Raw genomic sequence first — 23631 nt, 5'->3', positions numbered from 1 at the left:
TTCGAGGGTCACGGCCGTTGCAGCTCGTGCGTCCCCCGGCTACACTTTTACTGAACGATCGGTCTGTAAAAGGAGTCGACGATGACGATGACCGCCCCCACGACGGAGGCCCTCGACGGCGAGGCGATGTTCGACGCCCTGATCGAGGCCGACGGACGCATCGAGCCGCGCGATTGGATGCCCGACGGCTACCGGCGCACGCTGATCCGCCAGATCTCGCAGCACGCGCACTCCGAGATCATCGGCATGCAGCCCGAGGGGGCGTGGATCTCCCGCGCGCCGAGCCTCAAGCGCAAGTCGATCCTGCTCGCGAAGGTGCAAGACGAGGCCGGCCACGGGCTGTACCTGTACTCCGCCGCGCAGACCCTCGGCATCACGCGCGACGAGATGACGCAGCAGTTGGTCGACGGCAAAGCGCGGTACTCGTCGATCTTCAACTACCCGACCCCGACGTGGGCCGACATGGGGGCGATCGGCTGGCTCGTCGACGGCGCCGCGATCTGCAACCAGGTGCCGCTGTGCCGTGCGTCGTACGGACCCTACGGCCGCGCGATGGTGCGTATCTGCAAAGAGGAGTCGTTCCACCAGCGTCAGGGGTTCGAGATCCTGCTGACGCTCATGCAGGGCACCGACGAGCAGCGGAAGATGGCTCAGGATGCCGTGGACCGGTGGTACTGGCCGAGCCTGATGATGTTCGGACCTCCCGATGACGACTCGCCCAATTCGGCGCAGTCGATGGCGTGGAACATCAAGCGCTTCAGCAACGACGACCTGCGCCAGCGCTTCGTCTCGATGCTCGTGCCGCAGGCCGCGGTGCTGGGCGTGACCCTGCCCGACCCCGAGCTGCGCTTCAACCACGAGACGGGCCAGTACGACATGGGCGAGATCGACTGGACCGAGTTCCAGGAGGTGCTCGCGGGTCGGGGGCCGCTCAACCGCCAGCGCCTGCAGAACCGCCGCGCCGCGCACGAAGAGGGTGCGTGGGTGCGAGAGGCCGCGGCGGCCTACGCCGTCAAGAAGAGCGCCGCCCGCACCGAGACGGCGGCCGCCTGATGGCCACCCCCGGCGGCAGCCCCGCCGAGACCTGGCCCCTGTGGGAGGTCTTCGTGCGCGCGAACCGCGGTCTGAGTCACGTGCACGTCGGCTCCCTCCACGCGCCCGACGCCGAGCTCGCGGTGCGCAACGCCCGCGACCTCTACACCCGTCGCGGTGAGGGCGTCTCGGTGTGGGTCGTGCCCTCGGATGCCGTGACCACGAGCGACCCGGGAGCCAAGGGCGCGTTCTTCGAGTCGCCCGCGGGCAAGAACTACCGGCACGCGGTGTACTACACCGCGTCGGAGGGGGTGCCGCACCTGTGAGCAGGTCGACCGATCACGGCGCGGCGCCGGTGGCCGAGCCCGACGCGGGGGACCGGTCCCTTCGACAGGCTCAGGGACCTGGCGCAGCGACGGTGGCTGAGCCTGTCGAAGCCCCTGACGCCCACAACCCTCACGGCGGCGACCCGCACGGCGACGTCTCGCTCGACGTGCGCGAGCTCTCGGCCGAGTTGGCCGGGGGAGAGGACCGCGCGACCGACCCCGACGTCGCCGCCTACGCGATGCGCCTCGGCGACGACGCGCTGATCCTGTCGCAGAACCTCTGCGGCTGGATCGCCCGCGCACCCGAGCTCGAAGAAGACGTCGCCCTCGGCAACATCGCCCTCGACCTGCTCGGTCACGCCCGCTCGCTCCTGCGCTACGCGGGGTCGTACGACGGCCGCAGCGAAGACGACCTCGCCTACTGGCGCGACGAGCCCGAGTTCCGCAGCGCCTGGCTGTTCGAGCTGCCGAACGGCGACTTCGCCCACACGATCGCCCGTCAGCTCCTGGCATCCGCGTATCTGCTCGAGCTGTACCGCGAGCTCACGGCATCCGCCGATCCGGTGATCTCCGCGGTCGCGGCGAAGGCCGAGAAGGAGGTCGACTACCACCGCGACCACGCGGTGCAGTGGACGCTGCGCCTCGCCGGCGGCACCGACCAGTCGCGTCGGCGCTTCCTCGTCGCTCTCGACGACGTGTGGCCGTACCTCGACGAGCTGTTCCGCGACGAGCCGCTGCACGAGCGTCTCGAGGGGACCGCGGTGCGCCCCTCGTCGCTGCGCGGTCGCGTCGACGACGTGCTCGGGGCCGTCCTGGCCGAGGAGGACGTGCCCGTCCCCTCGATCCCCGGCTCCTCCGCGGGGGGTCGCCGCGGCGCCCACCACCCGTCGTTCGGGCCGTTGCTCGCCGAGATGCAGGTGCTGGCCCGCCGGCATCCGGGAGCGACGTGGTGACCGCGACGCTCGCACGCGCGCGCGAGGTCGTCGCGGCCGTCGTCGACCCCGAGGTGCCGGTGCTCACGATCGACGACCTCGGCGTGCTCCGCGACGTGCGCCTCGACGGTGACACGGTGACCGTCACGATCACCCCGACCTACTCGGGCTGCCCCGCGGTCGACGCGATCCGCGACGACATCGTGCTCGCGCTCACCGCGGCCGGTTTCGATCACGCCGTGGTGAAAACGACGCTCACCCCCGCGTGGACGACGGACTGGATGAGCGACGACGGCAAGCGCAAGCTCTCCGAGTACGGCATCGCGCCGCCGACCGGACGTCCGCCCGCGGGACCCATCCGCGTGATGCTGAGCGTCGCCTGCCCCCGCTGCGGTTCGCTGAACACCCGCGAGGTCTCGCGCTTCGGCTCCACCTCGTGCAAGTCGCACTGGGAGTGCCGCGCGTGCCTCGAACCCTTCGACCACTTCAAGGCCCTCTGATGACGATGACGGATGCCACGACCCCGGCCGCCACGCCCGGAACCCCGCGCGCCCGCGCCCGCTTCCACACCCTCCGTGTCGCCGACGTGCGCCCGCTCACCGCGACCGCGATCGAGGTGACCTTCGCGGTGCCCGACGACCTCGCCGACGCGTTCGACTACGCGCCCGGTCAGTACGTCGCGCTGCGCGCCCGCATCGACGGCGAGGAGCTGCGCCGCTCGTACTCGATCTGCCGACCGCCGGCGCGCGGCTCGATCAGCGTGGGCATCAAGCGCGACCCTGACGGTCGCTTCTCGACGTGGGCGCACGAGGGCCTGCGCCCCGGCGACGAGGTCGACGTCATGAGTCCCCAGGGCACCTTCGTCTCGAAGGCCTCGACCTCGACGGGCCACGTGGTCGCGATCGCCGCGGGCTCGGGCATCACCCCGATCATGGCGCTCGCCGCCGACGTGCTCGAGCGGTCCGCCGACAGCCGCATGACCATCGTCTACGCCAACCGGTCGTCGACCGACGTGATGTTCGTCGACGAGCTCGCCGACCTCAAGGACCGCTATCCGTCCCGCCTCACGCTGCACCACGTGCTGTCCCGCGAGCAGCGCGCGGCGCCCGTGTTCTCGGGTCGCATCGACGACGAGCGGCTGCGGCTGATCCTCTCGCGGCTCATCGATCCGGCATCCGTCGACGAGTGGTTCCTGTGCGGGCCGTTCGCCCTCGTCGAGCTGTGCCGCGAGGTGCTCGCCGAGGTCAGCGTGCCGCGGGAGCGCGTGCGCTTCGAGCTGTTCACCGCGGGCGAGGGCGACGCCCCCGCGCAGACCGGGGGAGCGCGCCCGGTGCGCGTGCGCCAGGACGAACCCGTTCGCCGCATCGACTTCACGCTCGACGGGCAGTCGGCTTCGGTCGACAGCCCGGTCGCGGCGAACGAGACGATCCTCGCCGCCGCGCTCCGCGTGCGCCCCGATGTGCCGTTCGCGTGCGCGGGAGGCGTGTGCGGAACCTGCCGCGCCCGCGTGATCGAGGGCGCCGTGTCGATGACCGAGAACTACGCCCTCGAGCCCGACGAGATCGAGCGCGGGTACGTCCTCACCTGCCAGTCGCACCCGAGCACCGACGCCGTCCGCGTCGATTACGACGGGTGAGCGCGATGATCGACTACCGCTTCGACGAGGGCGTCGCCGAGATCGTGCTGAACGCGCCCGCTCGCCGCAACGCGCTCGGACTCGACGACCTGCACGAGCTCGCCGCCGCGTACGACCGCGCCGAGGCCGACGGCGCCCGCGCCGTGCTGCTGCGCGGAGAGGGCCCGTCGTTCTGTGCCGGCCGCGACATCTCGGGCGTCGATCCCGCGACCGACGACGTCGGCGGCTACCTCGACGACACGCTCACCCCGCTGCTGCGACGTATGGCGATGTTCCCCGCACCGACCTTCGCCGTCGCGCACGGCGCGTGCCTCGGCGTGGGACTCGGCCTGCTGATCGCCACCGACGTCGTCTACGTCGCCGACACCGCGAAGATCGGCTCGCCCTTCGCCGCCCTCGGTGCGACCCTCGACTCGGGCGGTCATGCGCTGTTCGCCGAGCGCCTCGGCATCCATGCGACCCTCGACCTCATCTACACCGGACGCCTGATGTCGGGCGACGAGGCGGTGCGCGCGGGGCTGTTCTCCCGGGTCTTCCTGACCGACGAGGTGACGGATGCCACGGCGCTGGCGGCCCGTACGGCGGCGGCGGGGCCGACCGCGGCGTTCCGCGCGAGCAAGCGCGTCGTGGCCGCGGTGCGCGACGGGCGCCTCGGGTTGTGGGACGCGATGGCCCTGGAGAACCGCGCGCAGGCCGCCCTGGCCGCCACGGCGGACTACCGCGAGGGGTTCGCCGCGTTCCAGGCCAAGCGTCGACCGGAGTTCACGGGCCGCTGACGCGCAATCCGAGTACCCGTGCGCGATCCGTCCGTGGGGCGCGGTGGCATCGCTGATTGAATCGGACCATGCCGCGCATCGACGATGACGACGAACTCGCCGATCTCCGCCGACGGGCCTACGCCCCCGGGGCGGACATCTCCGCCGACCCGGTGGCGCTGCGCCGACTCATCGAACTGGAGAGCCGCGCGAGCGCCGACGACCCCGCTCCGCCCGTGCCGGAGGCCACCGACGAGCCGAGCGAGCCGAGCGATGCGCAGGAACCGCCCGCGGCATCCGACCCGCCGCGTCGGAGGTTCCGGATGCCGCGCCTGCGGCGTTCCACGACGATCCTGCTGACCGCGGCGGCCCTCGTCGTCGCGTGCGCCGCGACGGCGCTCGTGCTGGTGCAACGCGTGCAGACCGACCCCCTGCAGGTCGGGGCGACGCAGATCGCGCGTCTCGCTCCCGATCCGGATTTCGACGTCCCGGCCGCGCTGACCCGGGGCGTCACGAGCGCGGTGTCGGCATACGAAGAGTTCGAGGGCTTTCGCGTCATCACCTACGCCCCGTTCGAGGCCGACGAGAACGCAGCCCGATGCATGACGGTGTGGCAGCCCGACCTGCTCGAGGTCACCAACGGCGGCTTCTCGTATGACGGGCGCCTGTTACTGGATTCGTGCGGAGCGGGGACCTTCCCGGCCAACGGAGCGCTGCAGCTCACGGCAGACTCCGCCGAGATCCGGGCGACCGATCTGCCTCCCGGCACCGCCCTGCAGTTCGTCTACGACGCCCCGAACGAAGAGATCGTGGTCTTCCGGGGCTGAGGTCGCGGCATCCGCCCCGTTCTCGCGCGCTCGTTCGCGCCGCGCGAACGCCGCACCGCGCGCTCGTCGCGCCGCGCGATCGCCGCGCCCCGCGCTGCTCGCGGCCCACACTCATCGCGAGACTTCATCTCGCTGACATCGCCGTTGCAGCCTGACGCGGGGATGTCAGCGAGGTGCAGTCTCGGGCACTCTGCGCACCCTCGCGGCCCCCCCGGCAGATCCGCCGAACGCGAAGACACCCCGATCGGCCCGCCGCACGAGCCCGCACACGACGATGCCCCGGCGCGCGGCCGGGGCATCGATCGAAAAGCGTCAGCGCGTCAGGCGGCGTTCGTCACCGCGAACTGCACCGAGCCCTGCTCGGGGTCGACCTGCGCGTCGAGCACGCGGTCGTCGAGCACCGCTGCGGCGTCGCTGTCGAGGAAGACGCGCGCTCCGGCGTTCTCGACGACGGCGTCGCCGGTGGCAGGGGCGTCGACGACGCTCAGCTTGAACTGCGACTCGGGGGAGCCGGCACCCTCGATCCGGATGCCGCTGTGCGGGGCGTCCGGAATCTGGGCGGTGATGGTCTTGACGGCGGTCGTGGCCTCTTCGGTGAGCGTCAGCATGGGCGACTCTCTTTCTCTGATCGACGACAGAAGTCAGCCACGATGCCGAGAATCCGCGCGGCTCTCAACCTCAGACGGCCATTGCCAGGGCTTTCCCACCGGGTGCCCAGGCGTCAGGGGAGCAGTCCCGCGCGGCGCGCGCGGGTGACCGCGGCGTGCCGCGTCGAGGCGTCGAGCTTGGCCATCGCCGAGGCGAGGTACGACTTCACGGTGGTCTCGCGCAGTTGCAGGGTGGTCGCGATCTCGCCGTTGGTCGACCCGACTGCCGCGCACGCGAGTACGTCGATCTCGCGGCGCGAGAGGTGCACGTCGGGGTCGGGGGTGGTTACGGGGATGTCGCCGGTGAGGGCGGCGAGCCGGCCCTCGACGTCTTCGAGGCGGCGGCGCACGCTGTCGTCGCCGACGGTGGCGGCGATGCTGCGCAGTTGCGCGTAGCTCTCGCGGATCTCTTCCCGTGCTCCGGCGCTGAGCCCGCTCTCGGGGGTGGGCGCCGACTGCAGGCGGCGCTCGACCTCGGCGCGCACGCGCAGTTCGGTGCCGAGCTCTCCGGCGACGTCGAACGCGGGGCGCGCTTCGACCTCGCCGACCGGCGCCTGGGCCCACGAGCCGCAGTAGAGCACGCCACGTGCGGTGCCGCCCACGAGCACGGGCACGGCGAACAAGGTCGCGATCCCCTCGCCGAGGATCGCGCGGTCGTAGTCGTGGGTGATCGAGCGCGAGGTGCGGTAGTCCAGGGTCATGCGGGGGCGCCGCTCGATGAGCGCTCGTCCGCCGAGGCCGCGCGAGGCGTGCACCACCAGCCCCTCGATGCTGCGCGTGCGGGCGCCGACGATGCTCGACACGTGCACGGCGCCGTCGTGCTCGAGGCCGCCGAAGGCGACGGGGAAATGCGTGCGTCGGGCGAGTTCGACGACCGCGTGCGACACGAGCGTCGCATCGTCTCGAAGTGCGGAGGGTGCAGCCACGCACTACCTACTTCCGGGGGTGACGGCTTCATCGCCGCGTTTCGTAGCGTCGACTGTATCACCGGGAAAGCTGACGCCGACCCGGACTTTTCCCCGATCGGCGCAGCGTTGCGCCGGACGCATGAGGCAAGGAGGCCACATGACGGATCGTCGGATCGACGACGCGCACACCAGCGGCGTCGACTACATCGCGGTCGAGGAGTCCGCCCCGTTCCGGGAGTTGAAGCGGCGGCAACGCAGCTTCGTCTTCCCGCTCGCGGTGGCGTTCCTCGTCTGGTACTTCGTCTACGTTCTGCTGTCGTCGTTCGCGCCGGAGTTCATGGCGCAGCCGGTCAGCGGCGCCATCACCGTCGGGCTGCTCTTCGGGCTCGGCCAGTTCGTGACCACGTTCGCCATCACCATGGGCTACGTCGCGTACGCCAACCGTCGCCTCGACCCGGGGGCCGAGCAGCTGCGCTCCGAGCTCGAACGCGCTGAGGGGGGTCGCTCGTGAACGACGTGCTCGCCTCCATCGATGCGGCCGTGCAGACGGTCGAGAACAACCCGGTTCTGAACATCTCGATCTTCGGCGCGTTCGTCGCCGTGACGCTGTTCATCGTGATCCGGGCCAGCCGCAACAGCAAGACGGCGGCCGACTACTACGCCGCGGGCCGGTCGTTCACGGGTCCGCAGAACGGCTTCGCGATCGCGGGCGACTACCTCTCGGCGGCGTCGTTCCTCGGCATCGTCGGGGCGATCGCGATCAACGGCTACGACGGTTTCCTCTACTCCATCGGCTTCCTGGTGGCGTGGCTGGTGGCTCTGCTGCTCGTGGCCGAGCTCATGCGCAACACCGGCAAGTTCACGATGGCCGACGTGCTGTCGTTCCGGCTCAAGGAGCGTCCGGTCCGCATGGCCGCGGCCATCACGACCCTCGCGGTGTGCTTCTTCTATCTGCTCGCGCAGATGGCGGGTGCCGGCGGACTGGTGTCGTTGCTGCTCGGCATCACCGAGCGGGTGGGGCAGTCGATCGTGGTGGCCGTCGTCGGCATCCTGATGATCGTGTACGTGCTCATCGGCGGCATGAAGGGCACCACGTGGGTGCAGATCGTCAAGGCGTTCCTGCTCATCGGCGGCGCGGTCGTCATGACGGTGTGGGTGCTCGCGATCAACGGCTTCAGCCTCAACACCCTGCTCGAGAGCGCCGTCGCGGCGTCGCCGAAGGGCGACGCCGTGTTGGCCCCGGGCCTGCAGTACGGCAAGAACCCATGGGACTTCATCTCGCTCGCGCTCGCCCTCGTGCTCGGCACCGCGGGCCTCCCGCACGTGCTGATGCGCTTCTACACGGTGCCCACCGCGAAGGAGGCCCGTCGCTCGGTGGTGTGGGCCATCTGGCTGATCGGCCTCTTCTACATCCTCACCCTCGTGCTCGGTTACGGCGCGGGTGCCCTCGTGGGGTCGGATGCCATCCTCGCGGCGCCCGGCGGAGTCAACGCCGCCGCCCCCCTCCTCGCCTTCGCGCTCGGCGGTCCGCTGCTGCTCGGTTTCATCTCGGCGGTCGCGTTCGCGACGATCCTGGCGGTGGTGGCGGGTCTCACGATCACCGCGGCCGCGTCGTTCGCCCACGACATCTACGCGAACGTCGTGAAGAAGGGCGACGTGCCGCCCGACGGAGAGGTCAAGGTGGCGCGGCGCACGGTGATCGTGATCGGCGTGCTCGCGATCCTGGGCGGCATCGGAGTCCAGGGACAGAACGTGGCCTTCCTGGTCGCCCTCGCCTTCGCCGTCGCGGCGTCGGCGAACCTGCCGACGATCCTCTTCTCGCTGTTCTGGCGCCGGTTCACCACGCGCGGTGCGGTGTGGAGCATGTACGGCGGGCTCGGCTCGGCGCTCCTGCTGATCTTCCTCTCGCCGGTGTTCTGGGGAACCCCCACGAGTGTGTTCGTGAACACGGGAGTGGCGATCTGGCCGTTGAACAACCCGGGCATCGTCTCGATCCCGCTCGGGTTCTTCCTCGGCTGGCTCGGGTCGGTGACCTCGCGCGTCGCGGAGGATCGGCGCAAGGCCGCCGAGATGGACGTGCGCTCACTCACCGGCTTCGGAGCCGAGAAGGCCTCGAACCACTAGCGGCCCGCTGCGGTCGCCCGGCGCCCGGTCCTCGCTTCGGCGGGGCCGGGCGTCGTCGCGTGCGGGTGCGGTGGTCGTCGGCATCCGCCCCCCTCATCCCACGGCGCGTCCCCCAGGAGAATCGGAGAGGGTGCGAGCCGAGACGCTCACGCGGAGGCGCGGTCCGCCTCGTCGACCGGGAGGGAGCCGCCCAGCAGCGCCTCCGCCTCCAGCGTCAGCAGGAACCGCTTCACCTCGGGATGACCGCCGTACTCGCCGATCGATCCGTCGGAGCGCACGACGCGGTGCACCGGAACGACGATCGAGAACGGGCTCGACGCGCACGCGGTACCCACGGCGCGAGCGGCGCGATCGACGCCGGCCATTCGCGCGACCTCGCCGTACGAGGCCACCTCGCCGTAGGGAATCTCGCACGTCGCCTCGAGCGCTGAGCGGGTGAACCCGCGCACGAGGCGGAAGTCCAGCGGCACGTCGAACTCCCGGCGCGCGCCGTCGAAGTACTCGTCGAGCTGCGCCACGAGCGACGCCCCCACTGCGGAATCCGGCTCGGCCATGACCCCCAGTCGATGGGCGATGCTTTCGCGGGCGAGGTCGAGACCGTCGTGCGCGACGTCGAGGCGCACGAGGGCGTCGTCGACGAACGTGAGCAGGACCGGCCCCACCGGGCTGTCGTAATCGGTGCTGGTGACTCTGTTCATGCGCTCATCCTCACGACCGCGTCGGTCTCGTGCTGCGGCGGATGCCGGGAATGGGGACGATCCGCTCGACTTGCCACCTGTGGAGGAAGCGCCGATCGCGCGGCGTGTCGTCTATTCCCGCGAAACTCGCGCCCGCTGCGCGGGATCCCGCATCGACCGGCTTAGTCTGGCAGGTGTGTGGCGAGCTGAGGACGGGACCGTGATCGGTACCGACGGAGACGAATCGACGTCCGTCGATCCGGGCGAGCTGCGACTGTCAGAGCCCGGCATCGTCGTTCGCCACGTCGCCGACCCCGAACGCGACCGCATCAGGGCCGAGGCCGCGGTGCTCGGCGGCCGCTCGACGCTGCTGCGTTTCGACGACGCCCGCGACGCCGGCATCGACATCACCAAGGCGCACCCGGGCTCGCTCCCGCAGTTCATCACGGGTCGCGCGACCATGCTGAGCAACCTGTTCCGCGACGAGGTCGCCCTGCGCACGGCGCGAATGGCCGCAGAACGCATCACCGCCAAGAACGTCGAGCTGCGCACCGCGCGCGGCCTCGAACCCGTGCACCTGGCCGTGGGCCTGTCGGCGTGGAAGATCGGGGGAGTGGAGTGGTCGGCCCCTGTGCTGCTGCGTCCGCTCGCCATCCGTCGCCACCACGGCGACTTCGAGCTCAAGCTGCACGGCGCGTTCGTGATGAACCCCGAGCTGGCGCGTGCGTTCCGCACTCACCTCGGCATCCAGATCGACAGCGCGGCTCTCGCGGGTCTCGCCTACGACCAGGGTGTCTTCAAGCCGCAGCCGGTGATCGACCACATCCGTCGCCTGACCACGCACGTGCCGACCTTCGTCGTGCACCCCCGCCTGATCATCTCGTCGTTCGCCGACGTCGGTTCGGGCATGGCGCGCGACACGCACGACCTCGACGACACGCTGTTGAACGCCCTCGCCGGTCACGCCGACGACCGCGCGCGCATCACCGTGCGCCGCGCCGAGCCGGCCGTCGTCGGGCCCGACGAGCGCCCGCCCGCCGCCGACACCCTTCTGCTCGACGCCGACGCCGAGCAGGAGCGCGTTCTCGCGCGCATCTCCGCCGGGCATTCCCTCGCGGTCCACACGCTCCCCGGCACGGGCGGCACGCAGACGGTCATCAACGCGATCGGCCAGCTCGTGCACGACAACAAGCGCGTACTCGTCGTCAGTGCTCGCCGGTCGACGCTCGACGGCATCCGGCACCGCCTCGCCGGCGTCGGTCTCACCGGACTCGCCGTCTCGCCGCACCACGTGCGCCGCGATCTCATCCGCGCGATCGGCCGCAACGAGAAGGCCGAGCAGCCCAAGGTCGCCGAGATCGACGACGCGCTCGTGCGGCTGCGCACCGTGCTGCGCGACTACCGCTCGGCGGTGACCGAGCCGCACCTGGCCCTGGGCGTCTCGGCGCTCGACGTGCTGCGCGAGCTCACCAAGCTGGCATCCGTCTCTCCTCCGCCCTCGACCGCGGCGCGCTTCGACGTGGCCACTCTCGAGCGTCTGTCGGGTCGCCGCGACGCAGCCGCGCGGGCTCTGGCGATGGCCGCACGACTGGGCGAGTTCCGCTTCGGCCCCGACGACTCTCCCTGGTACGGCGTCAGCTTCACCCGCACCGAAGACGCGCGGGCCGCGCACGACCTGGCCGGCAAGCTCCACTCCTCCGACGTGCCGCGCCTCATCGAGCGCGGGTACGAGCTCATCGCGCAGACGCGCATGCGCCCGTTCCAGACCGTGTCGGAGCTGGGTTCGTACCTCAAACTGCTGCAGGGCATCCGCGAGTCGCTCGACCGCTTCAGCCCCAGCGTGTTCGAGCGCCCCATCGGCGAGCTGATCGACGCGCATTCGCCGCGCCGCGACGGCTCCGCGATGAGCGGGCCCAACCGTCGTCGGCTCAAGCGCCTGTCGAAGGAGTACGTGCGCCCGGGCGTGCACGTGCCCGACATGTACGAGGCGCTCATGCGCATCCAGCAGCAGCGCACCGAGTGGCACCGACTCGTCGAGGCCGGCGTCGCCCCCGAGGTGCCCCTCGGCCTCGCCGACGTGCACGTGGCGTGGCAGCGCACCGACGCCCTGCTGGGCGAACTCGATCAGATCCTCGGCCGACAGGGCTCGGAGCGCCTGGCGACCCTTCCCGTGCAGCGCCTCGTGCGCACGCTCGCGGGTCTCGCCGCCGAATCGGAGTTCTTCGACAACCTCGTCGAGCGCGCGCAGCTGCGTTCCGAACTCGCCCGCCTCGGCCTCGAGCAGCTCCTCGTCGAGCTGTCGGTGCGCCACGTCCCCGAAGAGCGGGTCGGCGCCGAGCTCGAGTTCGCGTGGTGGCAGTCGGCTCTCGAGCACCTGCTGCGCAGCGACCGCGCCCTGCTGGGCGCGAACACCAGCGTCGTCGACCGTCTCGAGCGCGACTTCCGTCTCGTCGACGAGGCGCACGCGGCGGCGGCCGGTCCGCTTCTCGCGGCGCAGCTCGCGACGCAATGGCGCATCGGCATCGTCGATCACGCCGATGAGGCGACGGCCCTCAAGCACGCGCTGAAAGACGGCCTGCACACCGCGCAAGAGATCTCGGATGCCGCGCCCACCCTGCTGCGCACGCTCGCGCCGGTGTGGTTGGCGTCGCCCTATGAGGTGCCCGATGTGCCGTGGGACCTGGCCTTCGACGTCGTGATCATCGCGGATGCCGCGGCCCTGTGCCTCGCCGAGGCCACCCCGGCCCTGCGCCGGGCGCGCCAGGTGGTGCTCTTCGGCGACCCGGTCGTGCAGAAGCCGACCCCGTTCCGCGTGAGCGCGGCGATCGCTCCCACCCTCGACGACGAAGACGGCGTCGAGGGCGACGAGGTGCCGTTCGACGACCGGTCGGTGTTCGAGCGGGTGGCCGAGCTGCTGCCGGTCGAGACCCTCACCCGCAGCTATCGCGCCGGGGGAGAAGACCTCTCGCAGCTCGTCAACGACGCCTTCTACGGCGGTGAGATCGTGTCGCTGCCGTGGGCGGGTTCGTACCTCGGACGCGGCAGCCTGAGCGTCGACTACGTCGAGGGCGGAGTCGGCGCGCCCGACCCGGTCAGTGGTGCGGTCGAGAGCCCCGACGCCGAGGTCGCCCGCGTGGTCACCCTCGTGATCGAGCACGCCGTCAACCGCGCCTCCGAGTCGCTCATGGTCGTCACCGCCAGCCGCAAGCACGCCGAGCGCGTGCGTGCGTCGGTCGTGGCGGCGCTGGCCGGACGATCCGATATCGCCGAGTTCGTCTCGCGCGACGCGGCGGAGCCGTTCGCGGTGCTCACGCTCGAAGAGTCGGTAGCCGAGAGCCGCGACCGCGTCGTGTTCTCGCTCGGTTTCGGCCTGACCCGTCACGGGCGCGTGTTGAGCGACTTCGGCGACCTGTCGACGCCCGACGGCGAGCGGCTGCTCACGGTCGGTATGACCCGCGCGCGTCGCTCGATGGTGATCGTGTCGTCGATCCGGCCCTCCGCCTTCGACGACGGACGCCTCGAGCACGGGGCCGCGACCCTCATGGGCATTCTCGGCAACGTTGCCGCGCGCGGACGCGAGACCCGTCTCGAAGACCTCGCCGACCCCCTCACCCGCGCGCTCGCGCGGGAGCTGCGGCAGCTCGGCGTCGAGGTCGATGTGGACTACCGCGGACTGCTGCCGCTGGTCGCGCGCTACCAGGGCAAGGCCGTCGTCGCCGAGAGCGACCCCGAGACGATCGGCGAATCGCTGCGCGAGACGCTGCGTCTGCGCCCGCAGATTCTGCGCCGTCTCGGGTGGCACTACGTGCGCGTGCACGCCTTCGACCTGTACAGCGACCCCGCGGGCGTCGCAGCGCGCATCGCCGGGCTTCTCGGCGTCGCGCCCGCCGACGGCGCAGGCCCCGACACGAGCACCGAACAGCTCGACCTGCCCGGCTGAGCCGGCGATGACGCAGAATCCGGACGGAAGCCCCTCCGGCTCCGATGCAGCGGTGAGTCCCGTCCCTTCGACAGGCTCAGGGACCCCCGCCGCCGCTCGGCAGCCGGTCGTCCGTGTGCGCGGCGCACGCCGCGCACGCTTGATGCCCGCACCCGGCACATCGGCCGAGCCGGCACCCGCCGACGACCCCGCTCGCGGTGCGGCGTCACGCCCCGCGGCATCCGGGCCGAACGATGAACGCATGCTGCGCGAGGTACCCCCGCACTACTGAACGACGGAGCCCACGGCATCCGCTCGCCTCGAGAAGGGCGCGGATGCCGTGGGCTCCGTCGGGACGTCAGGCCTTGTCGTTCTGGCGCTCCAGCAGGTCGCGGATCTGCACGAGCAGCTCCTGCTCGGTGGGGAGCTTCGGTTCGTCGGAGGCGGGCTCGTTCACCCCGGCCCGAGCGGCGGCGATGGCCTTCCACCGGTTCATCGGGTAGACGAACACGAGGTAGACCACGATCGCCACGGCGAAGAAGCTGATGATCGCCGAGAGCAGGGTGGGAAGGGGGAAGACCACTTCCTGCCCGTAGATGCCCGTGATCGACGGCCCGATCTCACCGTTCTCGGCGGGCTTGTAGAACACCTCGATCAGCGGGGTGATGACCGCGCTGACGATCGCGTTGACGACCGCGGTGAACGCCGCGCCGATGACGACCGCGACGGCGAGGTCGATGACATTTCCGCGGAGGATGAACTCCTTGAATCCTTTGATCATGCGCAGGCTCCCCTTCTGGCCGCGCCGACCGGGGCTAGGAGGCCGAGGACGGGGCGGACGTCTTCGTTTCCGACTTCGATGATGTCGAAGAACCGGTCGAGCCGCTACCGGACCCACTGGAGGTGGAGTTGCGGGAGTCGGTGCGGTAGAACCCGGAACCGTTGAAGGTCACCCCGATCGAGCCGTACTGCTTGCGCACCTCACCGCCGCACTCGGGGCACTCGGTGAGAGCGGCATCCGAGAAGGACTGCACGGTGTCGAAGCGGTGTCCGCACTGCTTGCAGGCGTAGGAGTACGTGGGCATGGGGTTCCTTCGGGTGTTCAGGCGATGCGTGCGGTGATCGCGACCGTGCGGGTGGGGGTGACCACGCCCGACACGGGCTGGTCGTGCACGTCGCGCGGCACGTCGTCGATGAGCTCGGAGTCGAAGATCACCGCGTACACCGGCGGGCACTTCTCCATCGAGCCGAGGGTCTTGTCGAAGTAGCCGCGGCCCCAGCCGAGGCGCATGCCGCCCTGGTCGACGGCGGCGGCGGGGATCACCAGCAGGTCGACGTCGTTGACGGCGATGGGCCCGAGCACGTCGCCCACGGGCTCCGGCAGGCCGAACAGCCCCTCGGTGATCTCGGTCTCGGGTGTCGCGACGCTCCAGTCGAGCAGGCCGTCTTCGCGCGTGATCGGCAGGAGCACCCGGATGCCGCGTGCCACCGCCCCGCTGACGAAGGCGTGGGTGCCGGGCTCGGTGGGCGTCGACAGGAAGCACGAGATGCTGCGCGCACCGAGGCGATCGACGAGGGCGTCGAGCTGCTGTTTGACGCCGGCCTCGGCCACCTCGCGCGCGTGCGCCGAGACGGTCTGGCGGCGTTCGCGCAGATCGGCGCGCAGTGCGCGCTTGGCCTGCTCGATGCGATCCGGCATGCCGGTAAGTCTACGTGCGCGCGTGTAACGGCGGTGTCGTCGGCTCCCTATAAGGTATGCCCATGCCTCAAAAGCCCTTCAAGGCCGTGATCCCGGCCGCCGGACTCGGTACGCGCTTCCTTCCCGCCACCAAGGCGATGCCGAAGGAGATGCTCCCGGTCGTCGACAAGCCGGCCATCCAGTACGTGGTCGAAGAGGCCACCGCCGCCGGTATCGACGACGTGCTCATCATCATCGGTCGCAACAAGAACAACATCGCCAACCACTTCGACTCGATGCCCGAGCTCGAGGCCAAGCTGCGCGAGAAGGGCGACAGCGACAAGCTCGCCAAGGTCGAGCACTCGTCCGACCTCGCCGACATCCACATGGTGCGTCAGGGCGAGCCCAAGGGTCTCGGCCACGCGGTGCTGCGCGCCCGCAGCCACGTCGGCGAGCACCCCTTCGCCGTCCTCCTGGGCGATGACCTCATCGACGAGCGCGACGCGCTGCTCACCAAGATGATGGAGGAGTACGACAAGCGCGGCGGTGCCACGGTCATCGCCCTCATGGAAGTCGACCCCGAGCACATCCACCTCTACGGTGTCGCCGCGGTCGAGGCCACCGACGAAGACGACGTCGTCAAGGTCACGCAGCTCGTCGAGAAGCCCAAGGCCGAAGACGCTCCCTCGAACCTCGCGATCATCGGTCGTTACGTGCTCGGCCCCGACGTGTTCGACATCCTCGAGCGCACCGAGCCCGGCAAGGGCGGCGAGATCCAGCTGACCGACGCGCTCGAGGAGCTCGCCACCGGTGGCGGCGACGGCGGCGGCGTCTACGGCGTCGTGTTCCGCGGCCGTCGGTACGACACCGGCGACCGTGTCGACTACATCAAGGCGATCGTGCAGCTCGCGGCCGACCGCGAAGACCTGGGCCCGGCGCTGCGCCCGTGGTTCAAGGAGTTCGCCAAGGGTCTCTGACCCCGCGGGGTGCAATGGATCTTTCGATTCCGAGGCGGCACGGCCAGGTGTCGATCCGCCTCATCCGCAATCGCGATGCGCGCGTCCTCCAGCAGCAGCTGATCGACAACCGCTCGTGGTTGCGTCCGTGGGAGGCGACGAGTCCCGACGGCCCCGTGTCGTTCGACATGCGCCTCGGCATCCGTCGCCTCCTGCAGCAGTACCGCGACGGCGTCGGCGTCCCGCTCGTGATGGCGTGGGACGACGACGTCGCCGGACAACTGAACGTGTGGGGCGTCTCGCGCGGCTCCCTGGCCTCGGCGACGATCGGCTACTGGGTCGCCGAGGAGTTCGCCGGCCGCAACATCACCACGGTGAGCGTGGCGATGGCGACCGACCTGTGCTTCACCGAGCTCAACCTGCACCGCGTCGAGATCTGCATCCGCCCCGAGAACCACGCGAGCCTGCGCGTGGTCGAGAAGCTCGGCTTCCGGTACGAGGGCCTGCGTCGTCGGTACATCCACATCGACGGCGACTGGCGCGATCACTACGCGTTCGCCCTGGTGCGCGAAGAGGTCCCGCACGGCGTGCTCGACCGCTGGCAGCGGGGTCAGGTGCCCCCGGATGCCGCTCGCGTTCCGCCCGCCGACCGCATCTGAGCGCGCTCCCCGGGGTGCTTGCGCCCGATGTGCAGAAGTCTGGGCACGACACGCGGGGGGATGCCGAGGTGTGATCTCTCGGTGGCCTACCTTTGTGCCATGGGTGGGCAGGTTCTCAGCGGTGGCGTGATCGTCTTCGTCGCCGTCGCGCTCTGGCTGGTGTACCTCCTTCCGTCGTGGCAGAGCCGACACCGGTTCACCTCGGTCGAACGCAACGCCGTCCGCCTCAACCAGGCGCTGCGCGTGCTCGCCGAGACGGCCGAGACGCCGCGCGAGGTGCACCTCGAGCTCACCACGCGCACCGCCCACCAGCAGCAGAAGCTCGCGCGGCAGGTGCAGGCGCAGAAAGCCCAGATCGAGCTCGCGGCCGCGAAAGCGCGCCTCGAGGTCGCTCGCCTCGAAACCGCGCGCGATCGTGACGTCGTGAAGGAGCAGCGCGCCGCCGCTCTCGATGTCGCCCGCGCCGAGCGCGCCGCCGCCGTCGAGGTGGCCCGCGCCGAGCGAGCCGCCGCCCTCGAGAAGACCCGGGCCGAGCACGCCGCCGCCCTCGAGCGCGCCCACGCGGAACGCGCCGCGGCGGTCGCCCGTCCCGAGGCCCGCCGAGCGCGTGCCCGCCGTCGCTTCCGCCTGGCCACGACGTCGACCGCGCTGGCCGCTGTCGTCGCGGCTCTGGTCGGTGCGATCCAGGTCGTCGCGGGAGCAGCCCCCGTCGTGCTGATCATCGGGGTCACCGTCGTGCTGGCCTCGCTCGTCGTGCTCCGACGGCTCTCCGTGATCGCGGCCCGCACCCAGGTGCGTCCCGCGGTCGAGGCGACGGCACGCGCTGCGGCCGAGGTGCAGGACGTCGCTCTCGTGCCCGAACCGCGCCCGACCTGGACGCCGCGCGAACTTCCGCGCCCGCTGGTCGCGTCGGCCGGCTCACGCGCCGCCGCCGTCGTCGACGAGCAGATCGCCCGCGAGGCGCTGCGCGCAGCCGCCCGCGAGGAGGCGGCCCGCCACATCGCGGCCACGCAGGCGCCGACGCCCATCGAGACCGCTCGTCCGGTCGAGACGCCCGCCGCCGCTCCCGTGCCGTCGAAGTACGCGGCCATGGGGTACGTCGACGACATCGAGATCGACGACCACGTGCGTCGTCTGCTCGAGCGTCGCGCGTCGGGCCAGTAAGCCCCGCCGACGACGCCACCGACTGCGGGGCGTCACCGCCGACGGCATGGCCGACGACGTGGCATCCGCCGCTCTCACCCGTCGACGCACGGCGCGCCCGGGGTGCGCCCCGCGTCGGGTGACGGGGAGGTGTCGTGATAGTGTTTACGAGGTTTCCGGGCCTGTGGCGCAGTTGGTAGCGCGCCTCGTTCGCATCGAGGAGGTCAGGGGTTCGAATCCCCTCAGGTCCACAGAAAACACAGCGCCGCATCCCTCACGGGGTGCGGCGCTGTTCTGCGTGCGCCTCATTCGGAATGCATCTCCCCGCCGACAATGGGCGACAGCTCCAGGGCCGTCTCGCGGAACACCTGCACCATCGGGTTGAGGGTGTCGGTGAGGCTGCACAGCACCACGGTGGCGGGTTCGATGTCGTCGATCGGCACGTAGGCGAGCTCTTCGCGCTGGTAGCGCCGCGTGGCCGATTCACCGGCGATGTTCACGCCGGCACCGACCGCGACGAGCTCCAGCAGTCCTTCGATGCTGTCGGCCGTGGGCCCGCGCTGCGGGCGCGAGCCGTCGGGCCGCGGGTCGACGAGCCACCAATCGATGACCTCCGGCGCACCGCCGCTGGCCGCGACGAAGACCTCGTCCTTCGTGTCGAGGATCGAGACCGACTCCCGTTCGGCCAGGTGGTGTCCGTGCGGCACGACGAGCACCCGCTGCTCGCGCCAGAGCGGCTCGGTGCGCACGCGGGGGGCGAGCCGCAGAGGCCACGGGGCGAACACCACGTCGACGAGCCCGGCCTCGAGGTCGCCCGCCACGTCGAAGAACCCGAGTCTCCGCATCTCGATGCGCGCGTTCGGCATCTTGTGCAGGGTCGTGCTGATGGCCGCGGTCGTGAGGGCTCCGGCCCCCGCGGCGACGACGCCGACGCGGAGGTGCGGGGCCGTGATGTCGCGCTGCACCGACCTGCCCCACGCGACGATCTGATCATGGTCGTCGCGCAGGCGCCGAGCGAGGGGCAGCAGATCGCGTCCGTAGCTGGTCAGCTCCACCTTGCGGGGATTGCGTTCGAAGAGCTTGACGCCGAGCTTCTGCTCGAGCCGGCTGATCTGCTGACTGAGCGAGGGGGGAGTGATGCTCAAGCGTTCGGAGGCCCGTCCGAAGTGCAGTTCCTCCGCCAGAACGCAGAAGTAGCGGATCGCGTGGATGGGCACGTCCATGTCGCGATCCTAGCTTCCGGCCCGCGCCGCACCCGGCGGGCACGGTCGGTGCGTCGTGTCAGTCCGCCTCGGTCGCCGCACGGGCTCGGCGCGAGGCGAGCGTCTTGCGCACGATCGCGACGACGACGGGGAGCACCGAGATCAGCACGATGACGATCATCAGCACGTCGATGTTGTCGACGATGAACGGGATGCCGCCCAGGAGTAGACCGATGAGGGTCATGGCCACGACCCAGAGCGTCGCGCCCAGGGTGTTCCACAGCACGAACCGGCGGTACGGCATGTGTGCCGTGCCGGCCGCCACCGGCACGTACGTCCGCACGATCGGCACGAAGCGCCCGAGCACGAGCGAGCCGCCGCCGTACCGCTCGAAGAAGCTCTCGGCGTCGTGCAGACGCTCGGGTCGCAGTACGCGGGCACCCTCGCGGAACAAGCGTCGACCGAAGCGTCGACCGAGCCAGTATCCGACCTGGTCGCCGAGGATCGCGGCGGGGATGCCGACCAGCAGCACCTGCCAGGGCTGGATGCCGAGGGGGCCGGCCAGCACCGCGGCGGTGACGAGCAGGGAGTCGCCGGGCAGGAAGGGGAACAGCACGCCCGATTCGATGAAGATCAGCAGGGCGATGCCGCCGAGCACCCACGGTCCGAAAGCGTGGAGGATCGACGCCGCGTCGGGCAGGATCCCGGTCGCCATGGCGACGGAGTGGATGTTCACGGCAGGTTCGCTCCCCGATTCGTTCCGGCGCGCGCGGGGTGGCGGGCACCGGGGTCCGGAGCCGACGTTAACGCACGCGCTCTAAGGAGCCGCCAAGAATTCACGGGCCGTGCGCCGAGGCCGACGAGATGCCGGGCGGCACGGCATCCGGAACCGTCCGACGAGGGCGGCCCTCGTCTTCCCCTGCGCGAGCGGCGATACGACCGACCTCCCAGGGCCGGTGCGGCTCACGACGCGGGATCGGGGAGCGCGGCTCCCGCGCTGATCTCCTGCAGGGCCCAGGAGTTCCCGTCGGGGTCGGCGAAGAAGGCGTAGCGCACCCCGCCGCCCATGTCCTGCACCGGCGACACGTCGAGGCCGTTGGCCGCGAGCCCGGCACGAACGCTGTCCAGGTCGTCGACGACGAGGTGGAGGTTGGACACCGGTGCCCCCGCGCCCATCCCGACGCCGAAGGCGATCGAGCAGGAGGAGCCGGGCGGGGTGAGCTGGACGACCCGCATCCCGTTTCCGGGGGAGACGTCGTGGTCGAGCACGAAGCCGACGACGTCGCGGTAGAACGAGATGCTCCGGTCGACGTCGGACACGGACAGGGGGACCAGCTCGAGGCGCATGCTCACGCGCTCACGCTCGTGCAGGCCGCAACGCTCAGTTGCCCTCGGCCCACCCGCCCGGGGCGGCGATGTTGAACATCCACGCCACGCCCCACGGGTCTCTCAGCTCGCCGTAGAGGTCGCCCCACATCTGCTTCTCGAGCGGCTGCACGACCTCGGCGCCGCGCTCGACGAAGCGATCGTAGAAGCCGCGCACGCGGTCGAGTTCGTCGCTCATGAAGGCCGCGTGCATGCGGTTTGCGCCCCAGCCGCCCTCGGGCTCGTCGAAGCCGTCGGCGCCCATCACGGTGAAGCCATCGGCACGCAGTTCGGAATGCATCACGCCGTCGGTGGGGGCCTCTGTCATGCCGAAGTCGCCGAACGTGCTGATCGTGAGCTCCCCGCCGAAGACCGACTCGTAGAAGGTCATCGCCTCGCGGGCGGCTCCGGCGAACGAGAGGTAGACGACGAGTGAGGTGGCCATGCGGCATCCTTCCGGCGGCGGGGTCGTGTGGCCCTCACCCTAGACCCGAGCTCAGCGAGCGGGAAGAGCGGATGCCGACGGCTCAGGCCCCCTGGTACGTGCGCAGCTGCGCGAGCAGGCGGGGAGCATCGGCGTCGAAGCGCCGCCCGCCGATGAGCACGCCGATCGCGAAAACCACGACGCCCCACACGAGACCGAGCGCGACGGACACCCATCCGGCCGCCGTCACGCCGAAGAAGAGGGCCATCACCGCCGGGATCACGGCGGGCAGAGCGAGCACGGCGGTGAGCCCCCAGCACAACAGGAACGCCAGGAACATCGCGAACGTCGACCCCGGCACCCGCTTGAACGGAGAGTCGCCCGGGGCGGGAGTCGGAATGACGATGATCGCCGAGCTGACGGCGCTGACCCCCAGGCCGACGAGGGTGAGACCGATCGAGCCGCCGACGACCGCGGGCAGAAGCTCCCACGTGCCGACGATCGCGAGCGTCACGGCATCCGCCACGAGAACGAGCGGCACGCTCACGGTCGCGCAACCCAGCATGCGCCCGAGGCGGTCGGCGCGCCCCCGGATGCCGGTCTGCAGGACGGTCGCGAAGGCGGTGCCGTCGTACGAGATGTCGGTGTAGGCCAGCACCCCGGCGAAGAACCCGACCAGCAAGCCCGAGGCGGCGAAGAACGGTCCGTCGAGGTCGCCCCGCGAATAGACGAGCACGAGCACGGGGGCGAAGGGGATCAGCAGCAACTGCCGCAGGTAACGGAAGTCGCGCGTCCACGAGGTGAGCGAGCGCGCCCAGGTGGCACCCACCGGAGTCGAGGGCATGACGCCGAACAGCCCGAGCGATCCCGACCGGCGCGCCGTCGTCGACCGCGTCGGGGGAGCGATGACGGATGCCGACAGGCTCCGCGACCACAGCAGCCACAGCACCGCGAGGGTGGCGACGGCGATGACGAACTTGGCGAGCCCCGTCAGCCAGGCACCCGCGGCCAGGTCGCCGGGCACGGCCCACGCGGCACCGAGGGGCGTCCACGAGATCCCGGTGACGAGGGCCTGCAGGTTCACTCCGCCGGTGCTGGCGGCGTCGAGGGCGTTCAGGAGACCGATGACGAGAGGGCTGGCGAAGATGATCAGCACGAAGCCGATCAGTCCGATGAGCTCGCGCGTGCGTCGCCCTCCGCCGAGTCCGCCGGCCAGTGCGGCGACGGCGCGCGAGGCGACGACGCAGGTCAACAGCCCCAGCGGCACGCACACGAGCGCTGCGACCACGGCGACGGGTTGGCGGGCCCACACGAAGAACGTCGCGAGCACGCCGAGGGTGGTCGCGATCCCCGGCACACCGGTCAGCCCGCCCGCGGTGATCGCGATCATCATCTGACGCGTCGTCATCGGGAAGGGCGCGAGCTTCGCCGGGTCGAGGGTCGTGTCGATCCCCGCGGCGAAGATCGGGCCGATCACCCACCCGAGCAGCAGCGCGGCTCCCGCGGCCGTGACGGTCGCGCGGGCGATGTCGAAGTCGAGGGTGCCGACGAAGAAGAGTCCGATCGCGACCAGGGCCAGCATCCACAGCGCGCCGATCACGCCGAAGATGAAGCCCACGAGCTGCATGGGGCTCCGCGTCAGGGTGTTGCCGAGGACGCGGAACCGGATCTTCAGGACTGTCGCAACCACTGCGGCCCCTCCGCGTGGTGCCGGCCGCCGACGAGCTCGACGAAGCGGTCCTGGAGGGTCTGGCCCCCGCGGACCTGGTCGACGGTTCCGGATGCCAAGAGGCGGCCCTGCGCGATGACGGCGACGTGATCGCACATGCGCTGCACGAGGTCCATGGAGTGGCTCGAGACGATGACCGTGCCGCCCGAGGCGGTGTACCCGCGCAGGATGTCCTCGATGTTCGCCGCCGACACGGGGTCGACCGACTCGAACGGCTCGTCGAGCACGAGCAGACGCGGCGCATGCACGAGGGCGCACGCGAGGGCGACCTTCTTGGTCATGCCGGCCGAGTAGTCGACCACGGGCGTGCCCGCAGCCTCCTGCAGGTCCATGATGCGCAGCAGGTCGGCGGTGCGCGCGGCGACGTCTTCGCGCGCCAGCCCGAACATCATGCCGGTATAGGTGACCAGCTGCTCGCCTGTGAGGCGATCGAACAGCCGCACGCCGTCGGCGAGGTTGCCGATGAGTCTCTTCGCCTCGACCGGCTGCGTCCACACGTCGACACCGTGGATGCGGACGGCCCCCGCGTCGGGGCGCAGCAGGCCCGTCGCCATCGACAGCGTGGTCGTCTTGCCGGCGCCGTTGGGGCCGACCAGCCCGTAGAACGAGCCGGAGGGCACCTCGAGGTCGAGCCCGGCGACGGCGGTCTTCTGACCGAACCGCTTCACGAGGCCGCTGATCTGCATCGCGGG

The 23631-nt window shown here is 70.8% G+C and carries 25 protein-coding genes and 1 tRNA gene; 14 read left to right on the top strand and 12 right to left on the bottom strand.

Annotated features, from left to right (window positions below; all coding sequences use genetic code 11):
• Nucleotides 1-81 precede the first annotated feature (81 nt).
• The 7 genes from paaA to M3667_RS11450 all read left to right on the top strand — a co-directional run bounded on the left by paaA (nt 82) and on the right by M3667_RS11450 (nt 5508).
• Nucleotides 82-1053 (top strand): 1,2-phenylacetyl-CoA epoxidase subunit PaaA, encoded by a 972-nt coding sequence (paaA, locus tag M3667_RS11480; protein WP_251508112.1) that lies wholly within the window; start codon nt 82-84, stop codon nt 1051-1053.
• A complete protein-coding gene (gene paaB, locus M3667_RS11475; protein WP_055838158.1) occupies nt 1053-1358 on the top strand; it encodes a 1,2-phenylacetyl-CoA epoxidase subunit PaaB in 306 nt (101 codons plus the stop codon). The genes paaA and paaB overlap by 1 nt, the downstream gene beginning before the upstream one ends.
• A gap of 92 nt (nt 1359-1450) precedes the next feature.
• Nucleotides 1451-2311 carry a 1,2-phenylacetyl-CoA epoxidase subunit PaaC gene (paaC, locus tag M3667_RS11470; protein ID WP_251508111.1) on the top strand — a complete coding sequence of 287 codons (861 nt, stop codon included), beginning with the start codon at nt 1451-1453 and terminating at the stop codon, nt 2309-2311.
• Nucleotides 2305-2790 carry a 1,2-phenylacetyl-CoA epoxidase subunit PaaD gene (gene paaD / locus M3667_RS11465; RefSeq protein WP_251508110.1) on the top strand — a complete coding sequence of 162 codons (486 nt, stop codon included), beginning with the start codon at nt 2305-2307 and terminating at the stop codon, nt 2788-2790. Before paaC ends, paaD begins: the two co-directional genes overlap by 7 nt.
• A complete protein-coding gene (paaE, locus tag M3667_RS11460) occupies nt 2790-3926 on the top strand; it encodes a 1,2-phenylacetyl-CoA epoxidase subunit PaaE (RefSeq protein WP_251508109.1) in 1137 nt (378 codons plus the stop codon). The genes paaD and paaE overlap by 1 nt, the downstream gene beginning before the upstream one ends.
• Before the next feature lie 5 nt (nt 3927-3931).
• Nucleotides 3932-4702: an enoyl-CoA hydratase/isomerase family protein gene (locus M3667_RS11455; RefSeq protein ID WP_251508244.1), complete on the top strand. Its 771-nt coding sequence runs from the start codon at nt 3932-3934 to the stop codon at nt 4700-4702.
• Nucleotides 4703-4770: 68 nt separating this feature from the next.
• Nucleotides 4771-5508, top strand: a complete 738-nt coding sequence (locus M3667_RS11450) for a hypothetical protein (RefSeq protein WP_251508108.1) — start codon at nt 4771-4773, stop codon at nt 5506-5508.
• A 320-nt stretch (nt 5509-5828) separates the two neighbouring features.
• Here the strand turns inward: M3667_RS11450 and M3667_RS11445 are convergent, their stop codons facing one another.
• The gene (locus tag M3667_RS11445) at nt 5829-6116 is read right to left on the bottom strand and encodes a Fe-S cluster assembly protein HesB (RefSeq protein WP_251508107.1); all 288 of its coding nucleotides are present in this window, start codon (nt 6114-6116) and stop codon (nt 5829-5831) included.
• A 113-nt stretch (nt 6117-6229) separates the two neighbouring features.
• Nucleotides 6230-7081: a LuxR C-terminal-related transcriptional regulator gene (locus tag M3667_RS11440; RefSeq protein WP_251508106.1), complete on the bottom strand. Its 852-nt coding sequence runs from the start codon at nt 7079-7081 to the stop codon at nt 6230-6232.
• Between the two features lie 139 nt (nt 7082-7220).
• Here M3667_RS11440 and M3667_RS11435 point away from each other — a divergent pair, with 139 nt between their 5' ends.
• The gene (locus M3667_RS11435; protein ID WP_251508105.1) at nt 7221-7574 is read left to right on the top strand and encodes a DUF485 domain-containing protein; all 354 of its coding nucleotides are present in this window, start codon (nt 7221-7223) and stop codon (nt 7572-7574) included.
• Nucleotides 7571-9187 (top strand): sodium/solute symporter, encoded by a 1617-nt coding sequence (locus tag M3667_RS11430; protein WP_251508104.1) that lies wholly within the window; start codon nt 7571-7573, stop codon nt 9185-9187. Before M3667_RS11435 ends, M3667_RS11430 begins: the two co-directional genes overlap by 4 nt.
• A gap of 146 nt (nt 9188-9333) precedes the next feature.
• Here the strand turns inward: M3667_RS11430 and M3667_RS11425 are convergent, their stop codons facing one another.
• Nucleotides 9334-9885 carry a methylated-DNA--[protein]-cysteine S-methyltransferase gene (locus M3667_RS11425; RefSeq protein ID WP_251508103.1) on the bottom strand — a complete coding sequence of 184 codons (552 nt, stop codon included), beginning with the start codon at nt 9883-9885 and terminating at the stop codon, nt 9334-9336.
• 199 nt (nt 9886-10084) lie between these two features.
• On the opposite strand from M3667_RS11425, the gene M3667_RS11420 reads away from it, so the two are divergent.
• Nucleotides 10085-13804, top strand: coding sequence for an AAA family ATPase (locus M3667_RS11420; protein ID WP_251508101.1), 3720 nt, complete (start codon nt 10085-10087; stop codon nt 13802-13804).
• Nucleotides 13805-14141: 337 nt separating this feature from the next.
• On the opposite strand, the gene mscL is transcribed toward M3667_RS11420, so the two are convergent.
• From mscL to M3667_RS11405, 3 genes are read right to left on the bottom strand one after another with little or no spacing between them, the layout of a single operon-like run.
• Nucleotides 14142-14564 carry a large conductance mechanosensitive channel protein MscL gene (gene mscL, locus M3667_RS11415; protein WP_251508100.1) on the bottom strand — a complete coding sequence of 141 codons (423 nt, stop codon included), beginning with the start codon at nt 14562-14564 and terminating at the stop codon, nt 14142-14144.
• Nucleotides 14565-14598: 34 nt separating this feature from the next.
• Nucleotides 14599-14868 carry an FmdB family zinc ribbon protein gene (locus M3667_RS11410; protein WP_251508099.1) on the bottom strand — a complete coding sequence of 90 codons (270 nt, stop codon included), beginning with the start codon at nt 14866-14868 and terminating at the stop codon, nt 14599-14601.
• Nucleotides 14869-14885: 17 nt separating this feature from the next.
• On the bottom strand, nt 14886-15482 hold the full coding sequence (locus tag M3667_RS11405; RefSeq protein ID WP_251508098.1) for a 5-formyltetrahydrofolate cyclo-ligase: 597 nt from the start codon (nt 15480-15482) through the stop codon (nt 14886-14888).
• Between the two features lie 56 nt (nt 15483-15538).
• Between M3667_RS11405 and galU the strand changes: the two genes are divergently transcribed.
• The 4 genes from galU to M3667_RS11385 all read left to right on the top strand — a co-directional run bounded on the left by galU (nt 15539) and on the right by M3667_RS11385 (nt 18470).
• On the top strand, nt 15539-16438 hold the full coding sequence (gene galU / locus M3667_RS11400; protein ID WP_251508097.1) for a UTP--glucose-1-phosphate uridylyltransferase GalU: 900 nt from the start codon (nt 15539-15541) through the stop codon (nt 16436-16438).
• A gap of 14 nt (nt 16439-16452) precedes the next feature.
• The gene (locus M3667_RS11395; RefSeq protein ID WP_251508096.1) at nt 16453-17076 is read left to right on the top strand and encodes a GNAT family N-acetyltransferase; all 624 of its coding nucleotides are present in this window, start codon (nt 16453-16455) and stop codon (nt 17074-17076) included.
• A gap of 99 nt (nt 17077-17175) precedes the next feature.
• On the top strand, nt 17176-18240 hold the full coding sequence (locus M3667_RS11390; protein ID WP_251508095.1) for a large exoprotein: 1065 nt from the start codon (nt 17176-17178) through the stop codon (nt 18238-18240).
• A 157-nt stretch (nt 18241-18397) separates the two neighbouring features.
• A tRNA-Ala gene (locus M3667_RS11385) sits at nt 18398-18470 on the top strand.
• A gap of 54 nt (nt 18471-18524) precedes the next feature.
• On the opposite strand, the gene M3667_RS11380 is transcribed toward M3667_RS11385, so the two are convergent.
• From M3667_RS11380 to M3667_RS11355, 6 genes are all read right to left on the bottom strand, one after another.
• Nucleotides 18525-19442 (bottom strand): LysR family transcriptional regulator, encoded by a 918-nt coding sequence (locus M3667_RS11380; RefSeq protein ID WP_251508094.1) that lies wholly within the window; start codon nt 19440-19442, stop codon nt 18525-18527.
• Nucleotides 19443-19500: 58 nt separating this feature from the next.
• Nucleotides 19501-20136, bottom strand: a complete 636-nt coding sequence (locus M3667_RS11375) for a DedA family protein (protein ID WP_251508242.1) — start codon at nt 20134-20136, stop codon at nt 19501-19503.
• Nucleotides 20137-20384: 248 nt separating this feature from the next.
• Complete coding sequence (locus M3667_RS11370) at nt 20385-20774, bottom strand: VOC family protein (protein ID WP_251508093.1); 390 nt, start codon at nt 20772-20774, stop codon at nt 20385-20387.
• A 28-nt stretch (nt 20775-20802) separates the two neighbouring features.
• The gene (locus tag M3667_RS11365) at nt 20803-21231 is read right to left on the bottom strand and encodes a glyoxalase/bleomycin resistance/extradiol dioxygenase family protein (RefSeq protein ID WP_251508092.1); all 429 of its coding nucleotides are present in this window, start codon (nt 21229-21231) and stop codon (nt 20803-20805) included.
• Nucleotides 21232-21313: 82 nt separating this feature from the next.
• Entirely contained in the window at nt 21314-22900 is a 1587-nt protein-coding gene (locus M3667_RS11360) for a hypothetical protein (protein WP_251508090.1), read from the bottom strand.
• Nucleotides 22882-23625, bottom strand: a complete 744-nt coding sequence (locus M3667_RS11355) for an ABC transporter ATP-binding protein (protein ID WP_251508240.1) — start codon at nt 23623-23625, stop codon at nt 22882-22884. The genes M3667_RS11360 and M3667_RS11355 overlap by 19 nt, the downstream gene beginning before the upstream one ends.
• Between the last annotated feature and the right edge of the window lie 6 nt (nt 23626-23631).

The organism is Microbacterium sp. P26 (genome assembly GCF_023712585.1).
GTDB classification, from domain to species: Bacteria; Actinomycetota; Actinomycetes; order Actinomycetales; family Microbacteriaceae; genus Microbacterium; species Microbacterium algihabitans_A.
Note: the sequence above shows the minus strand (reverse complement) of the source record. Positions and strands in the feature narration are given on the sequence as shown.

What these genes read in the sequence shown, in the direction of transcription:
- paaA (WP_251508112.1), top strand. Translation starts at nt 82, where the DNA reads ATGACGATGACCGCCCCCACGACGGAGGCCCTCGACGGCGAGGCGATG.
- paaB (WP_055838158.1), top strand. Translation starts at nt 1,053, where the DNA reads ATGGCCACCCCCGGCGGCAGCCCCGCCGAGACCTGGCCCCTGTGGGAG.
- paaE (WP_251508109.1), top strand. Translation starts at nt 2,790, where the DNA reads ATGACGATGACGGATGCCACGACCCCGGCCGCCACGCCCGGAACCCCG.
- M3667_RS11455 (WP_251508244.1), top strand. Translation starts at nt 3,932, where the DNA reads ATGATCGACTACCGCTTCGACGAGGGCGTCGCCGAGATCGTGCTGAAC.
- M3667_RS11450 (WP_251508108.1), top strand. Translation starts at nt 4,771, where the DNA reads ATGCCGCGCATCGACGATGACGACGAACTCGCCGATCTCCGCCGACGG.
- M3667_RS11445 (WP_251508107.1), bottom strand. Translation starts at nt 6,116, where the DNA reads ATGCTGACGCTCACCGAAGAGGCCACGACCGCCGTCAAGACCATCACC.
- M3667_RS11435 (WP_251508105.1), top strand. Translation starts at nt 7,221, where the DNA reads ATGACGGATCGTCGGATCGACGACGCGCACACCAGCGGCGTCGACTAC.
- M3667_RS11425 (WP_251508103.1), bottom strand. Translation starts at nt 9,885, where the DNA reads ATGAACAGAGTCACCAGCACCGATTACGACAGCCCGGTGGGGCCGGTC.
- mscL (WP_251508100.1), bottom strand. Translation starts at nt 14,564, where the DNA reads ATGATCAAAGGATTCAAGGAGTTCATCCTCCGCGGAAATGTCATCGAC.
- M3667_RS11410 (WP_251508099.1), bottom strand. Translation starts at nt 14,868, where the DNA reads ATGCCCACGTACTCCTACGCCTGCAAGCAGTGCGGACACCGCTTCGAC.
- M3667_RS11405 (WP_251508098.1), bottom strand. Translation starts at nt 15,482, where the DNA reads ATGCCGGATCGCATCGAGCAGGCCAAGCGCGCACTGCGCGCCGATCTG.
- galU (WP_251508097.1), top strand. Translation starts at nt 15,539, where the DNA reads ATGCCCATGCCTCAAAAGCCCTTCAAGGCCGTGATCCCGGCCGCCGGA.
- M3667_RS11395 (WP_251508096.1), top strand. Translation starts at nt 16,453, where the DNA reads ATGGATCTTTCGATTCCGAGGCGGCACGGCCAGGTGTCGATCCGCCTC.
- M3667_RS11390 (WP_251508095.1), top strand. Translation starts at nt 17,176, where the DNA reads ATGGGTGGGCAGGTTCTCAGCGGTGGCGTGATCGTCTTCGTCGCCGTC.
- M3667_RS11380 (WP_251508094.1), bottom strand. Translation starts at nt 19,442, where the DNA reads ATGGACGTGCCCATCCACGCGATCCGCTACTTCTGCGTTCTGGCGGAG.
- M3667_RS11375 (WP_251508242.1), bottom strand. Translation starts at nt 20,136, where the DNA reads ATGGCGACCGGGATCCTGCCCGACGCGGCGTCGATCCTCCACGCTTTC.
- M3667_RS11365 (WP_251508092.1), bottom strand. Translation starts at nt 21,231, where the DNA reads ATGGCCACCTCACTCGTCGTCTACCTCTCGTTCGCCGGAGCCGCCCGC.
- M3667_RS11355 (WP_251508240.1), bottom strand. Translation starts at nt 23,625, where the DNA reads ATGCAGATCAGCGGCCTCGTGAAGCGGTTCGGTCAGAAGACCGCCGTC.